At 45.3% G+C, this 14,730-nt stretch carries 14 protein-coding genes; 13 read left to right on the top strand and 1 reads right to left on the bottom strand.

From position 1 onward, the window contains the following. Position 1: 1 nt before the first annotated feature. The 4 genes from ASD40_RS31970 to ASD40_RS31985 all read left to right on the top strand — a co-directional run bounded on the left by ASD40_RS31970 (position 2) and on the right by ASD40_RS31985 (position 3,983). The gene (locus tag ASD40_RS31970; protein WP_057307189.1) at positions 2-1,210 is read left to right on the top strand and encodes a VWA domain-containing protein; all 1,209 of its coding nucleotides are present in this window, start codon (positions 2-4) and stop codon (positions 1,208-1,210) included. A gap of 75 nt (positions 1,211-1,285) precedes the next feature. Further along, positions 1,286-2,536 carry a stalk domain-containing protein gene (locus ASD40_RS31975; RefSeq protein ID WP_057307190.1) on the top strand — a complete coding sequence of 417 codons (1,251 nt, stop codon included), beginning with the start codon at positions 1,286-1,288 and terminating at the stop codon, positions 2,534-2,536. Positions 2,537-2,621: 85 nt separating this feature from the next. Then, positions 2,622-2,930, top strand: a complete 309-nt coding sequence (locus ASD40_RS31980) for a hypothetical protein (RefSeq protein ID WP_057307191.1) — start codon at positions 2,622-2,624, stop codon at positions 2,928-2,930. Positions 2,931-3,026: 96 nt separating this feature from the next. Continuing rightward, complete coding sequence (locus ASD40_RS31985; protein WP_057307192.1) at positions 3,027-3,983, top strand: 3'-5' exoribonuclease YhaM family protein; 957 nt, start codon at positions 3,027-3,029, stop codon at positions 3,981-3,983. A gap of 63 nt (positions 3,984-4,046) precedes the next feature. Here ASD40_RS31985 and ASD40_RS31990 read toward each other — a convergent pair whose 3' ends face one another. Beyond that, the gene (locus ASD40_RS31990; RefSeq protein ID WP_047676635.1) at positions 4,047-4,508 is read right to left on the bottom strand and encodes an Lrp/AsnC family transcriptional regulator; all 462 of its coding nucleotides are present in this window, start codon (positions 4,506-4,508) and stop codon (positions 4,047-4,049) included. 268 nt (positions 4,509-4,776) lie between these two features. Between ASD40_RS31990 and ASD40_RS31995 the strand changes: the two genes are divergently transcribed. The 9 genes from ASD40_RS31995 (at position 4,777) to ASD40_RS32035 (ending at position 14,700) form a co-directional block, all read left to right on the top strand. Continuing rightward, positions 4,777-6,162 (top strand): amidohydrolase family protein, encoded by a 1,386-nt coding sequence (locus tag ASD40_RS31995; RefSeq protein ID WP_057307193.1) that lies wholly within the window; start codon positions 4,777-4,779, stop codon positions 6,160-6,162. A 57-nt stretch (positions 6,163-6,219) separates the two neighbouring features. Next, positions 6,220-7,215 (top strand): aromatic ring-hydroxylating dioxygenase subunit alpha, encoded by a 996-nt coding sequence (locus tag ASD40_RS32000; protein WP_057307194.1) that lies wholly within the window; start codon positions 6,220-6,222, stop codon positions 7,213-7,215. Between the two features lie 199 nt (positions 7,216-7,414). Continuing rightward, the gene (locus ASD40_RS32005; protein ID WP_057307195.1) at positions 7,415-8,515 is read left to right on the top strand and encodes an ABC transporter substrate-binding protein; all 1,101 of its coding nucleotides are present in this window, start codon (positions 7,415-7,417) and stop codon (positions 8,513-8,515) included. A gap of 37 nt (positions 8,516-8,552) precedes the next feature. Beyond that, complete coding sequence (locus ASD40_RS32010; protein WP_235549465.1) at positions 8,553-9,932, top strand: amidohydrolase family protein; 1,380 nt, start codon at positions 8,553-8,555, stop codon at positions 9,930-9,932. 8 nt (positions 9,933-9,940) lie between these two features. Next, on the top strand, positions 9,941-10,657 hold the full coding sequence (gene wrbA, locus ASD40_RS32015) for an NAD(P)H:quinone oxidoreductase type IV (protein ID WP_057307196.1): 717 nt from the start codon (positions 9,941-9,943) through the stop codon (positions 10,655-10,657). Positions 10,658-10,776: 119 nt separating this feature from the next. Then, positions 10,777-11,592 carry a creatininase family protein gene (locus ASD40_RS32020; RefSeq protein WP_327205317.1) on the top strand — a complete coding sequence of 272 codons (816 nt, stop codon included), beginning with the start codon at positions 10,777-10,779 and terminating at the stop codon, positions 11,590-11,592. Between the two features lie 37 nt (positions 11,593-11,629). Continuing rightward, on the top strand, positions 11,630-12,427 hold the full coding sequence (locus ASD40_RS32025; protein WP_057307453.1) for an ABC transporter ATP-binding protein: 798 nt from the start codon (positions 11,630-11,632) through the stop codon (positions 12,425-12,427). Between the two features lie 21 nt (positions 12,428-12,448). Then, the gene (locus ASD40_RS32030) at positions 12,449-13,786 is read left to right on the top strand and encodes an FAD-binding oxidoreductase (protein ID WP_235549467.1); all 1,338 of its coding nucleotides are present in this window, start codon (positions 12,449-12,451) and stop codon (positions 13,784-13,786) included. A gap of 134 nt (positions 13,787-13,920) precedes the next feature. Continuing rightward, entirely contained in the window at positions 13,921-14,700 is a 780-nt protein-coding gene (locus ASD40_RS32035; protein ID WP_235549482.1) for an ABC transporter permease, read from the top strand. Positions 14,701-14,730: the final 30 nt, after the last annotated feature.

Consider the following 14,730-nt stretch of genomic DNA (forward strand, 5'->3'; position numbering starts at 1 on the left):
TATGACCATGATAGATCAAGAACAATTGAAGCGATGGCGGTTGATCCTAGGTGCTGCTTCCGAAGAGAAGCTGCAGTCTTTTGGCGCTGGAGACGGAATGCTCGACGAGGAGTCGAGACTCATGGATGAGGCGCTTGCCGCGATCTATGATGAGACATCCGGCATTAGTGCTGGTGACTCGAACGTAGGCGGCCCTCGCAAAGCGGGGCTGGGGCCTTCGTCCCCGAAGCTTGCCAAGTGGCTGGGCGATATCCGCACCTTTTTCCCTCCGGACGTGGTCTCCGTCATCCAGTCCGATGCTATTGAGCGCAAAGGCTTGAAGCAGCTGCTCTTCGAGCCGGAGCTTCTTTCCCAAGTGAAGCCGGACATCCAAATGGTAGCCACGTTAATGGCGCTCAAAGGGAAAATTCCGGAGAAAACGAAAGAAACAGCAAGGCAATTAGTGAAGGCTGTGGTAGATGAAATTGTGAAGCGGCTTTCTCAGGATTTGCGCCGGGCTGTCACTGGTGCCTTGAATCGCAGGCAGCATTCGCCGCTGCCGTCGTCCACGGGACTGGACTGGAACACAACCATCCGCAAAAATCTTAAGCACTACGACAAGGAGCGCGGTCTCCTGCTGCCCGAAAAAGTCTACTTCTTTGACCGAGCACGTCGAAGCAAAGAGTGGACGGTCATCCTGGATATTGATCAAAGCGGTTCGATGGCGGGCTCTGTCATTTACGCATCCATTATTGGTTCTATTTTCGCCAGTATGCCGGTTCTGGACACGCGAGTAGTTGCTTTTGACACCGAGGTCGTTGATTTAAGTGAGCAGTGTGCAGAAGATCCCGTCGATATGCTGTTTGGGATTCAGCTTGGCGGGGGAACAGATATTAACAAATCCATCGCTTATTGCGAGCCTTTTATCACGGAGCCGAAGAAAACGCTGTTTATCTTGGTCTCAGACTTATATGAAGGCGGCAATCGGACAGAGATGATTCAAAGACTTGTCGACATGCATCAGGCTGGCGTGAAGACGATCTGCTTACTCGCTTTATCTGACCAGGGCGTGCCTTCTTATGACGATGCTGTTGCTAAAAAATTGGCTCAATACGGTATCCCTTGTTTCGGATGTTCTCCCGAGAAGCTCCCGGAATTCATTGAAGGTGCATTGAAAGGGCATGATCTTACGTTGCTTGCGGAGAAGGTGAAGCATGGTAAGGGGATATAGCTTATAATGCTAGCAGCCGAACAGTCCTAAGCGTAAATTCAATGAGCAGTATTTTTGGGGAAAGGGAGTGTGCTCTTGAAAGGTAGGATTCACGGATTGCTGTGTTTTGTTTGTTTACTGGGTCTGTTTATCAGCTTTATGACGCCTAAGGCGTATGCTTGTTCCCGCGGGCCGACAACGTTTGAGGAAGATTTTCTGGAAGCGAGTGCGATCTTTACGGCTAAAGTCACGAGCGTGGATGCCGTGTATCCGTCGCAGAAAATAGCAGTGGTGGAACCAGATAAAGCATTCAAGGGGCAGTCTTCGACCTTTGTTGTGACCAATGATGATTCGGACCAATGCGGTGCTGGTATCGAAGTTGGGGAAACCTATCTATTTTACTCCCGCGGATGGGATTTACCCTACGTTAGTGTATTTGATACACATCTTCTAAGTACAGAAAGAGCAGAAATGCTGACGCACTGGCTCTTAAATAGGACTGAGAATCAACAACCAAAGCCTCCCCGAACGGAGACTATTCTTGCCTACAGACAAGGAGAGATCCGGATATTTGTTGAACATCATGATAGAGGGTACTCAAAAAAGTCCTTCATAACAAACAACTCCATTTATGTTCCTCTTTCCTTTTTCAACGATACACTTTGGCATTCGGCGGACTGGAATGAGGATAAGAATGAAATTGTCATCGATACAACCAACCGTCTAGAATTCGAAGAGCCAGATCCCAATGCCCTTCTTGCTCCCCATAGAGGGGCGCCTAAAGAAATTAGCGCAGCGTATAATGATATTAAAATCAAAGTGAAAAGTGAAACCCTAAAGGAACATCCGGAAGCGTTTGTTTCGGGTGATGAAATCTTTGTCCCTTTACGCGTCGTCGCAGAAAAGCTTGGTTATGAAGTCGAATGGGTAGACACTTCTTCTTCTGTCATACTCCACATCCCTCTTGAAAAGCAAGGTGGGCCCAAAACTTTGGCCATGAGATATATCAATAATACCGGGTTGGAAGGCAAGCTTGAGATAGAGCGGCTAACAGCGAATGAGATCACTTATCGGGTTTACCACGAGCTTCTTCCGAAAAGCATTGAAGTTAAGCCGGAAACGGTCCCTTTTGCGGAACTGTTAAAAGAAGAGCTTGGATATCGAAAGTATGGCGTACAATTTTATTTGAAAATGGATAAACAGGACATACGGCTGTTAGTGTCTCATGAACTCCTTCACAAAATCGAAAGTGACGCTTCATTTCGCGAAAAAGTCGGGGCAAAATTAGGACAGCCGATGAGCGAGATACCTCGCAACAGGATACTAGCTGTAAAAGACTTTGAGTGAGATTACAATCACAAATATATAAGGTATAGCAGGATAATGATGTATGGGTGGTGGGAGTCCCCCAAAACAAGGAGGACCGGGTTTGATGGATCAGAAAGCAAATTCTGACTTCAGTAAATCGCTTTTCAACGATTATCCCTTATTGACCACGAAATTGTATATTCCGCAGCAGCCATCGTATCATGTGTCCAGAGAACATTTGATGGAGAAGATGTCTAAGGCGTTGAATTGCAAAGTGACTCTGGTCACTTCCCCTCCGGGATTTGGTAAGACGACGATGGTAAGCCATTGGTCACAAAACCAACAGTTACCCGTAGCATGGGTCTCTTTAGATCAAGGCGAGAATGACGTGCTTAGGTTTTGGCTCATTTATGATTTTACGAGTGGATGTTGACCGACATAACGTCTCCTCAAATTTCTATCATTTTCTATTCATTAATTCGATCCTATTCGTAGTATAATGTTCCTAATGACATATGGAGGAACTAAAATGACGTTAATTAAGCAATTGCAAGCACCAGAAGAGTTTGTAGGTTACTACCTCATTAAAGAATTAGAAGTTAAACAAACGAATACCACACCTGCCAAAGATTTCATGGACATTGTGTTATGCGATGCTAGTGGGCAGATCTCTGCAAAACTATGGGATGTTAGCGCGACCGATAAAGAAACATTTTTCCCGATGACGTTGGTCAAAGTTCAAGGCTTAGTTCAAACCTATCGCGATAAATTACAGGTGAAAATCGGTAGATTACGCAAGGCGCTGCCAGAGGATGGCATACATATTACAGATTTCATCCGATCAGCACCGATTAGTCCGATCGATCTTATTCATACGATCAATCAAGTTTTAGAAAGTATTACAAATCCGACCATCAAGTCGATTGTTACGTTTTGTGTGAGCAAAGTGGAGGAGAAATTAAATCATTCCCCAGCCGCCAAGACTCATCATCATGCCTATTTCGGCGGCCTTGCTTATCATATTGTGCGGATGCTGGAAATTGGTGAATTTATTTGCAAACAGCGGCCATTTCTCAATCCCGATTTAATTAAAGCGGGCATCATCTTACATGATATCGCCAAACCCGAAGAGATGATCGCGCAGCTAGGAATTGTTTCGGATTACAGTGTGCAAGGAAAGCTGCTCGGACACATCTCGATGGCGTCGAACTGGATTACGGAAGCTGCCTTGCATCATGAGATTGATCTCCAATCCGATGTTGTCATTGGCCTGCAGCATATTGTGCTGTCCCACCACAACTTGCCTGAATGGGGGAGTCCGGTACTGCCTCAAATTCCAGAAGCTGTTGCCTTGCATTACATTGATTCGATGGATGCGAAGCTGCAAATGGTGGAGGATACCTTGCTAACAACGCCAGAGACAGAAGCATGGACACCAATGATCCGCGGACTTGAAAATAAGGCGATGTATCGTTTGAACTTATAATCTATCTCAAAATAACGAAAACTGCGTGAGCTCCGATGCTCGCGCAGTTTTTTTTGTCTTTTCTCACAGTTCCAATCCTGTCCCTTGTTTAAATCGTTTAATGACGACCTGCGTGTTAACGCGTACGACGCCTTTCAATTTGTAGATATTTTGGTAAAGGAAGTCTTCGAGCGCAGCATCATCTTTGAGCAAAGCATGCATATGCAGGGAGCTGCTCCCTGTCATTTGGTAAATACTGATAACGTTGGAGTCAGCGGAGAGCAGATTACCTACTTCCTCGGCAAAACGCGGCTCCACTTCGACTTCGAAAAAAGCGCTGACGACTTTACCTAATTTCGTTGCGTTCAACCGAATGGTAAAGTTTTCAATGACTTCCTTTTCGATGAGGTTTTCGACTCGTTTTTGAATCGCAACACGAGAGAGATTGAGTATTTCTCCGATTTTTGCATAGGATATCCGGCCGTTCTCATGTAGTAACTTGATGATTTCTTGATCTACTTGATCGAGGTGAGGAAGCTCCAACATAGGCAAGACTCCTTTTTCGTAAAATATATACAGATGTAAATATTATCATAGTATTCTCATAAAAAGAACCGATTTTTCGTTCGAAATCAAATTATGTTAATCGATATTACTAATATTATGTTAAAAACGTAACTATATCTATTTATTTCATTTACAAATGGAGTTGACGATAAAAAGCTTCATCCATATATTGATGTTAATTAACATAACACGTAAATAAAATAATAAAATTAATGTTAGATTATATAACGTACAAAAAGGTGGTAAAATGTCAAACAAATTAATTTACAACGGTACGGTGTTGACCATGAATGCCTCCAATCAGATTTTCAAACCTGGCTATGTATATATGGAACACGATGTGATCCGTGAAGTGGGGGAATGGAGGGCAGACGGGAGCTTAGACCATTTAATCTCACAATCTTCGTATACGTACAATGCTTCGGGTAAAGTCGTCATTCCTGGGATCATCAATGGCCACACCCATTTGTTTCAAACGTTCATGAGAGGGGTGTCGGATCACTCACCGCTCGCACAGTGGCTGAAGGAGATTATTTGGCCGATGAGTCTCGCGATGGAGCCAGAAGACTTTTACTTAGCTGCTTTAATCGGGTGTATCGAAAATTTAAAATCGGGTGCGACATATATGATGGATCACCATTATATCCACACGTATCCAGAGAATGATGCAAGTGTACTGCAAGCGATGGTGGATTCGGGGATTCGCGGACATTTAGCCAGAGGCGGCTCGGATTTGGCCGGAGAAGTCCGATTAAGGGAGACGGAGGAACAGATCTTTGACAGTACAGATCGATTGCTCGATGAATGGGATGGCGCTGCTTCCGGCCGGATTCGAATTGCATTGGGGCCGCTAAATTTATATGGATGTTCCCGAGGGTATCTAGAGCGGGCGGCTGTCTTTAGCCGGGATCGCAAGCTGATTTCTCACGTACATGTCGCTGAAACGAGTGAACAGATCGACACAACGATGACCCGCTATGGGCTTCGCAATTTGGAATTACTGAATGAAGTTGGTCTGCTCGGCGAGCAAACTCAAGTTGTTCATGGTGTGTGGCTCGATGATGGAGAACTAGAAATGATTCGTGCAAAGCAAGCTTCCGTCATCCATTGTCCAGTATCCAATATGTACTTAGCTTCTGGTGTTGCCAGAGTACCTGAAATGCTGCGAATGGGCATTAACGTTGCCCTAGGTACGGATGGTCCTGGCAGCAATAATTGCCAAGATAACTTAGAAGTGCTGAAGTTCACGGCATGCTTACATAAGGTAAATGAGCTGGATGCTACCTTATTGCCTCCGATGGATGTGCTGCGTATGGCTACAGTGAATGGTGCCAAGGCCGTTGGAAGGAGTGCTGATTTGGGCAGTCTTGAGCCAGGCAAGAAGGCAGATGTAGTGACCGTAGATATGATGAAAGCCCATATTAGTCCCGTGCATCGCGCTTCCTCAGCACTGGTTTATAACGCGAACGGCAATGATGTCGATCTCGTTATTGTTGGCGGTCAGGTTGTCGTAGAGAAGGGTAAAAGCACGTGGATCGATGAGCAGGAAGTTCTAGAGAGAGCACAAGCAAGGGTTGATCTTCTACGCAGTAAGCTGTCTGGTCAGTATCCTATTTTTTCAAATATAGAGTAATTCATCTTAAAGCTTGCGCTAAACAAATGTTCAGAAACCCAAAGGAGGATGATTTCAATGGCTTTACAACGTCTGCATGATCCTGTACTTGAAAATGATTGGCATGCTGTGTATCTCGCGTCTGAACTGAAAGACCAACCTGTAGGTGTCATCATTTTGGGGGAAAGAGTAGCCATTTACCGCTCTAGCAAAGGGGTTCATGCCCTGCAAGATCTATGCGTTCACCGTGGAGCCATGCTTTCCAAAGGGTGGGTACAAGATGATGTCCTAGTCTGTCCATACCATGGCTGGCAGTATGATTCATCTGGGCAATGTGTCTGTATTCCAGCTCAGCCTAAGGGAGAGAAGATTCCTCTCAGAGCTAAAGCGCAAACCTATGCCTGTGAAGAGAAGTACGGCTTTATCTGGGTATGTATGGGTGAACCCGTGGCGCCTTTGCCTCATTTCGAAGAGTTTGCTAATCCGGAGTTTCGTCCATTACCTTGCGGCCCATACAAAGTTGAAGCAGCTGGAACGAGAGTGATTGAGAATTTTACAGACTTCGCACATTTGATGTTCGTTCATCAGAATCTGCTCGGACACCCCGACTATGCGGAGCTGCCTGACTTTCAGGTTATCAAGGAGAAGGAACGCATTTATATCGAGAATATTCCGATCTTTCAACCCGTTGCCCATTCTGGCTCAGATAAGAGTGAAGGTACGACTTACGTCTATATGAAGGAAGTTTATCGGCCTCTATCCGCTCGATTATCCAAAGCAGATCCAAGTAATGGCCAAACCTTGTGGATTATGTTGACGGTATTGCCTGTGGCCGCAGAAGAATGTGTTGTGTTCATGATGGTATCGCGGAATTATGCCTATGACGTAGATGACGCGAATTTTATTCGCTTCCAGGATATCGTGTTTGAACAAGATGCGAGGGTAATCGAGACTCAGAAACCGGAGTTACTACCACTGGATCTACAGGTCGAACTCAATCACAAGGTAGATCGTTTCTCCATTGCGTATCGCCGATGGTTGAAAGAATTAGGTGTGGTGGTTGGTACAATCTGAATAATGTTCGTCTTTTGTGTAATTATAATGTGTTTTACTGAAATAACTCTTGTAAAAGTAATAAAAACACGTACTTTTGTTGTGTAAAAACACAAAACGTTAGTCTATTCGTTGACTTGAACTGGCCTTCAACTCTATATTTGACTAAAGATTGATAAGTGCTTTTGTAGAGAAAACCAAATATGGAGGGGAAGTTTATATGAAACCATTTAATCTTACTAATCCGCTTGCAGCGAAACGCCCAGTTGTTTTGTCCATTAGCTTAGTTATGATCTCAAGTATGCTTGCCGCATGCGGTAACGCAGGCTCCTCGGTTTCAACGTCAGCGCCATCTACACCACCATCGGCGCAAGCGACGGCTTCCGCCGCTCCAGCAGCTTCACCGGCTGCAACTGCAGCTACCAAGGCAGTCATACCTGCAACTGTTGTTTTAAACTGGTTCGCCGAACCAGAACATGGCGGGAACTTTGCGGCCGTGGCCAAAGGATTCTACAAAGACGCAGGATTTGATATGACGCTTATGCCGGGTGGTCCGCAGGTTTCTTCTACACAAATCGTCGCTTCTGGCAAAGCGCAGTTCGGAATGGCCAATGGCGATGATATCCTAGTAGCCAGACAAGAGGGTATTCCGATTGTAGCCATCGCGACCTCCATGCAAAAAAGTCCGCAAGCTGTGTTTTATCATAAAGAAGATGCTGCGATTAAAGATTTTGGTGATTTAAACGGACATAAGGTATATGTGGCATCAACGGCCAGTTTCTGGCAATTTATTAAGAAGAAATACAAATTAGACAGTGCCCAAGAAATGAAATACACAGGTCAATTAGTTAACTTTGTCAGCGATCCAAAAGCTCTTACGCAAGGGTATATAACTTCTGAACCGTTCACTCTTTCTCAGCAAAAGGTAGAGCACGGCACGCTCTTGGTTGCCGATTCCGGTTATAACATTTATGCTGGCGTATACTTCACAACGGAGAAAATGATTGCTGAACATCCAGACCAAGTGAAAGCTTTCGTCGAAGCTACGGTTAAAGGCTGGGATTATTACAAGGATCATTCCGATGAGATCAATCCTTCCATCCAAGTGAAGAATCCAGATATGGGCTTAGATATGATGAAATATAGCGCTGCTAAAGAGATGGACTTTGTATTCGGTGGAGATGCAGGAACCAAGGGCACAGGAGTAATGACCAAAGAGCGCTGGGCAGAAGTTCAGAAGCAGCTTGTTGATGTAGGTGTTTTGAAAACAGCAGAGAACATCGACAAAGTGTTCACAACGCAATTTTTACCTAAAAAGTAAGGGGTAAAGGATAAGAAATAATCAGGGGGTGGCGGCATTGGCTTCTAGCAAGAATATGGATTTAGTGAACGTTCGATTGCCAATGGAGGATGAGGGGCATTTGTTTCGTCTCTCGATTCGTGAAGGCGTCTGGACTCAGATTCAGAAGCAAGAAGCTAATGCTGCCTATTCTGGTGCAATGTCATTGGAACAATGGAAACCGCAGCTTGGAACAGGAGAATCGGGCGTCTCGTTCATTGACCTTGAAGGAAAAATAATACTGCCAGGCTTCGTAGATGCTCATATGCATTTAGACAAATCTTTCTCGCTAACGTCAGTTGAGAACCGGAGCGGGACCTTAGAAGAGGCTGTACGCAATTATTCAAGTGCATCACCGTCTTTTACCAAAAATGAGATTAAATCAAGAATCATGCGTTCGGCTTTGCAAGCTTTATCATTTGGTACAACACACATTCGTACACATCTTGATTTTAATTTGAGAGCCTCACGAGAGGTAGCCTTACGCACAATTGAGGCTGCTTTGGAAGCCAAAGAAGCATTATCGCCTTACATCAGCTTACAGCTGTTTCCGATGTGTCCTTATAATTTCATGTCACTAGATGTTGATGCTGTGGAGGAAGCACTAAAGATGGGCGTCGATGGGATTGGTGGAGCACCGCATTTGTCATTAACCCCTAAGGAAGATATCGATTATATATTCAAATTAGCAGAGAAATATGATGTGCCGATTGATCTGCATTGTGATGAAACAGACAATCCAGCTATGCGCACCATCGATCATATCGCTTTGCGAACGAAATCAGAGGGTTATTCTGGAAGAGTTACCGTCGATCATTTATGTGCATTAGCTTCAATGACGGATCAAGATGCTCACGGCATCATTGACCGTATGGCTGATGCAAGCCTCAAAGCAGTCTCATTACCAGCAGTCAATTTGTATTTGCAAGGAAGACATGACGGATTCCCCGTTAGACGTGGTGTAACTCGCTTGAAGGAAATCTGGGAAGCAGGCATTCCAATTGCAGTGGCTTCTGATAATATTCACGATCCCTTTCATCCTTTTGGCAGAGGCGACTTATTACAAATTGCTCTTATTGGCTCTTATGCCGCTCATATGGGGCGACCGAATGATCTTCGCACACTGCTGCGCATGATCACAGATGTGCCCGCCAAGGTGCTGGGTCTAACTTCCTATGAGGTAAAGGTTGGTAATTATGCGAATTTTATTATTATAGACGGAAGTACACCGGAAGAACTCTTTACCATGCTGCCTGAACGCCGTTGGGTTTATAGTCACGGAAGCTTTGTGCGAATGGCTTCAAATAAAGCAGAGTGGCAGGATAAGACCTTAGCTCATTATTGGCAAGAGGCAAGCGAGAGTGTATCCTTCCATAAACCTGAATTCGCGAAAGGGTGAGAGTCTTAATGGCTAACCTGTTGGTCATCTATTACAGCGCATTCGGTCACGTATTTCAAATGGCGCAGGCTGTTGCAGATGGAGCTAGCCAATCCGGAGCGCATCAGGTCAGGATCGTTCGTATTCCGGAAATGATTGCTGTTCAAAATCGTGTTATTCAGCAAGATAAAGAAAGATCCAGAGCGGGAAATGAGCAGTTGGCAAGCGCAGCGACGCTTTCTAAGCAATTTCGCTTAACAGATCGTTACAGTAAATATGAAGCTACACAAGCCTTACAGCAGGATATTCCTATTGCGACGAACGATGATTTGCGTTGGGCGGATGGCATTCTATGGGGATTTCCTACGTATTATGGCACGATGCCTGCCCAAGTTAAGCTATTTCTTGAAATGGCTGGAGAGCTTTGTATTGAAGGTGCTTTGGAAGGAAAACCGACAGGCATTTTTAATAGTACAGCTTCCATTCATACGGGACATGAAGCTGCTATTTTAACCGCTATGGTTCCGTTATTTCATTTTGGCATGATATTCGTTGGACTGCCATATTCGGAGAATCCCGAATATTTAACCGCGGATGCGATTGGTTGCTCGCCTTATGGGGCATCCACTTTAGCAGGGCCAGACAGTTCGCTATCTCCGGATCCAAGAGAGCTTCTGATGGCCGCTCGATTAGGAGAGAGGGTTGCTGATGTAGCCGCTGCTTTACAGCTATTCCAATCAAGATAAGCTTAATTTTCTTAATTTTGAACGATGCTAATTTGAAAACTTAGGATCCGCTCTTCACTTTGAGTCTGGGTCTTTTTTCATAAGAGCTTATGCGTACTATAATGTCCACTTACTTGGAGGTGCTCAGCTTGTCATTCAGTCGTTATCAAGGTAAGACGTGGGATCGCTGCTTTTTTCCCCGTTTAAGTAAGCTCGAGGTTGCTCAGGTTCCCAAAGATAATGCGCTCATCGTTCTGCCGGTTGGCGCGATTGAGCAGCATGGTCCGCATATGCCAGTGTTTACCGATACATTAATTTCCGAAGTGCTCTTGACCGAGGCTTTCGAACAGCTTCCCGATGATGCGAATATATGGTTGCTGCCGGCCATTCCGTATGGGAAAAGTACAGAGCACCTTGGCCATCCAGGGACAATAACTTTATCTGCTACTACGTTAATGGCTGTCGTGATGGATATAGCGAAAAGCGTGAGCAAAAGCGGATTTCAGAAATTAGTACTAGTGAATACGCACGGGGGCAACACGGATTTATTAAATATGATGGGCCGGGAAATTCGTATTGAAACGGGATTGGCTGTATTTCGATTAGATCCCGGCGGACTCGGTGGGGCTGATGAATGGATAACACCGCTGGAGAAGCAGGCTGGTATTCATGCGGGTGATATGGAAACTTCCTTAGTGATGTCTGCTAAGCCCGATTGGGTTCATATGGAGCTTGCTCCTACGGAATATCCGAATTACCCGGATTCGCGTTATTTGGGCCTTCGCAATCGTGCTTTTGCTTGGGTGATGGATGATTTATCCCATTCAGGCATTTCTGGCGATGCTACGCAAGCAACGATAACGAAAGGCCATGCGATGGCTGAAAGGTACGGTGCACATATTGCTGAGGCGCTGCTCATCTTCCAAGCTTTTGAGATGACGTCTTTGAAAAATTAGCCCCAAAAAACATATACAGGAGATGAAGAAAATGGCTATGAATTCTTCTCTGATCCATACATCCAACTCACAAGTATCCGGTTCAAAATTCGTAAGTATGGAGAATCTCTCTAAGACGTACCCAAATGGAACAATTGCCTTGCAAGATGTGAATCTAACGATACAAGAAGGGGAGTTCCTTTGTTTTGTTGGTCCGTCTGGTTGTGGGAAATCAACGATTTTCAAAATGATCACAGGGCTTGCCAAGCCGAGTAAAGGGACGTTAGATGTATTCGGAACGACGCCGAAAGAAGCACGAAAACAAAGTGATATCGCCTTTGTTTTCCAAGATCATACGCTGCTGCCTTGGTCTACGGTAGAAGCTAACGTAAGGTTACCGCTTGAATTGCGCGGTGTAGATAAGAAGACACAGAAAGAAGAGGCCCAGCGCGTATTGGAGCTAGTCGGCTTGAAGGACTATATGAAGGTGCTGCCTAGACAGCTCTCCGGAGGAATGAAGATGCGTGTCTCCATCGCGCGCGCTCTCATTTCAAGACCAAAGCTGCTTCTCATGGATGAGCCCTTCGGCGCCTTAGACGAAATTACGCGTCAAACCTTGCAAATGGAGCTGCTCAATATTTGGCAGCAGGATAAATCCATGACCGTGCTATTCGTTACGCATAACGTATTCGAATCGGTATTCTTATCCACAAGTGTTGTTGTGATGACACCGCGTCCCGGTAAAATATCAGCGAGGATGGATATCCCAGTCCACTTTCCTCGAGATGAAAGCTTCCGCACAACGACGCAGTTCAGTGATTTAGTTCGAGAAGTATCTGCAGCTTTGGATCATTGATATGAAAGGGTGAATAAGCTCATGGCCATGAATATTAGCTGGGAGAAAGAGATACAGGAGCAGCTTGCTAAAGAAATCGTGTTTGTCGATGGCGAAACGAGAGAAAAGCTCTCTAAAGATTATTACTGGTACTCCCCAGTGCTTAATCGCCAATTGCAGAATATAAAGGCGGCCGATGCCGTTGCCATACCGCGCAATGAAGCCGAGGTGGCGGAAGTATTAGCCTTTGGTTACCGCCATAACATTCCCGTTACGGTTCGTGGGGCTGGTACAGGTAACTATGGTCAAGCGGTCCCCTTGCAGGGCGGTATTGTCTTAGATTTAAGCCGAATGGATGAAATTCTTGAAATCGGACCTGGGTTTGCTCGTTTACAATGTGGAGTTCGTCTAGGTGTCATTGATAAAAAGGCTCGCGAAGTCGGGCAAGAAATTCGCATTTACCCCAGCACCTATGTGAAAGCGACGGTGGGCGGCTTTGTGAGCGGTGGTTCCGGTGGAATTGGCTCGATTACTCACGGAAACCTATGGGATGGCAATGTGCTGGAAGCCGTCATTTATACGATGGAAGAATCTCCGCAGCGTTTGGTTATCCAAGGCCGTGATTTATTTGATTATATTCACAATTATGGGACGACCGGCATTTTGACCGAGGTGACCATCCCGCTTTCTCCTCGAACCGAGTGGGCTCAGGCTATTGCTAATTTCGACACCTTCGAGCAGTCGATGCGATTCGGTGAGGCTCTTGCCAGAGAAGAAGCTATTCTGAAACGACTCATTGCTCCGATGGAGTGGCCAATTCCCTCGTATTTCGTTCCGTTTGCCAAAGTGATTAAGTCTGGTATGGCCGCTGTCATGCTTGAATTCGCTGAGGATTCACTGCCGTTAGTTGAAGCTCTAGCCCAAAGTTATGGCGGGCACATCGGCCATCTTATTGAGGCTAAAAATTACCGAAAAACGATCGGGGTATCGGATTTCACATGGAATCATACGACACTATGGGCAATGAAAACGGACCCTTCCATGACATATCTCCAAGCTGGATTTAAGCTGGATAGCTATATGGAACAAATTCAGAAGATTAAAGACAAATATGGGGAAGAGGTTTACCTGCATTTTGAATGGGTACGCAGCGGTGGAGAAATCTCGCCTAACTCGCTTCCAGTTGTTCGCTTTGAAAGCGAAGAACGTTTATACGAAATCATTCGATATTGTGAATCTATCGGCGTGAAAATATTTGATCCTCATACCTGGGTGTTGGATCATGGTGGACGTGGTGAAGTTGGCAGCATGGAGCGTAAGAAACGTGAGAATGACCCAAGAGGGCTGCTTAATCCAGGGAAAATCATTTGTGAGATGTAAATGAAGGAGGACGTACAATGGCTGTAGATTCTAAATACCTGCAAATACTGCCGGATGAAATATTCCCTGCCCGCGAACGGGCAGCTTGGGCTAGTCGATTGGAAGACGGGGCCTCGCCAGGGCGTCGACTCCTGATGCTGCTTAAGAATCTTTTGCCGCCCTTAGTTGCCTTTGTTGTTTTCATCGGAGGCTGGGAACTTATTGCTTATTTAGTGAAAGCTCCTGTTTATCTTGTACCGAAGCCTTCCGATATCGTAGCAGCAGCCGTAGAAAACAGACACGGACTATGGGTATCTGTAAGGACAACGACGCTGGAAGCTGTGCTTGGATTTTTCCTCAGTATTATATTAGGGATTACAGGTGCCATTCTATTGGCAAGCTCCAAATGGATTGAGAAGAGTGTTTATCCTTATGCGATTATTTTACAGACCATTCCGATTGTCGCCATTGCCCCTCTCATTGTGATATGGTTCGATGCGGGTGTGAATGCGATTGTCATTATTACATTCTTAATCGGATTCTTCCCCATGCTTTCGAATACGTTAATCGGTCTAAATTCCACGGATCAAAATATGAGTAACCTGTTTTATTTATACAATGCGAATGCGATTCAAACGATGTGGAGGCTGCGCATACCAGCTGCCCTTCCTTATATCGTAGCCGGTTTGAAAATCTCATGTACTTTATCCGTAGTCGGGGCTATTGTCGGTGAATACATTGCCGGTATTGGCGGAGGACAAGGCGGACTTGGTTATGCGATAACATATGCCGCTGCTCGATTAAAAACACCTTATTTATTCGCTTGTGGACTTTCAGCATCAGCACTGGGCATTATTTTCTTTCTATTAGTCAACGCTTTCGCCAAATGGCTGCTTAGTTCTTGGCATGAATCAGAGATGAAAAAGGATAACTAAATGGCACCAAAGTAAAGAGGGTGAGTTAGC

It is taken from the genome of Paenibacillus sp. Root444D2, assembly GCF_001426375.1.
In the GTDB taxonomy this organism is placed as follows: Bacteria; Bacillota; Bacilli; order Paenibacillales; family NBRC-103111; genus Paenibacillus_E.

Excerpts from the sequence above, each read along its gene's own strand:
- ASD40_RS32035 (WP_235549482.1), top strand. The coding sequence starts at position 13,921 with ATGCTGCTTAAGAATCTTTTGCCGCCCTTAGTTGCCTTTGTTGTTTTC.
- ASD40_RS32000 (WP_057307194.1), top strand. The coding sequence starts at position 6,220 with ATGGCTTTACAACGTCTGCATGATCCTGTACTTGAAAATGATTGGCAT.
- ASD40_RS31985 (WP_057307192.1), top strand. The coding sequence starts at position 3,027 with ATGACGTTAATTAAGCAATTGCAAGCACCAGAAGAGTTTGTAGGTTAC.
- ASD40_RS32025 (WP_057307453.1), top strand. The coding sequence starts at position 11,630 with ATGAATTCTTCTCTGATCCATACATCCAACTCACAAGTATCCGGTTCA.
- wrbA (WP_057307196.1), top strand. The coding sequence starts at position 9,941 with ATGGCTAACCTGTTGGTCATCTATTACAGCGCATTCGGTCACGTATTT.
- ASD40_RS32005 (WP_057307195.1), top strand. The coding sequence starts at position 7,415 with ATGAAACCATTTAATCTTACTAATCCGCTTGCAGCGAAACGCCCAGTT.
- ASD40_RS31970 (WP_057307189.1), top strand. The coding sequence starts at position 2 with ATGACCATGATAGATCAAGAACAATTGAAGCGATGGCGGTTGATCCTA.
- ASD40_RS32030 (WP_235549467.1), top strand. The coding sequence starts at position 12,449 with ATGGCCATGAATATTAGCTGGGAGAAAGAGATACAGGAGCAGCTTGCT.
- ASD40_RS31995 (WP_057307193.1), top strand. The coding sequence starts at position 4,777 with ATGTCAAACAAATTAATTTACAACGGTACGGTGTTGACCATGAATGCC.
- ASD40_RS31980 (WP_057307191.1), top strand. The coding sequence starts at position 2,622 with ATGGATCAGAAAGCAAATTCTGACTTCAGTAAATCGCTTTTCAACGAT.
- ASD40_RS31990 (WP_047676635.1), bottom strand. The coding sequence starts at position 4,508 with ATGTTGGAGCTTCCTCACCTCGATCAAGTAGATCAAGAAATCATCAAG.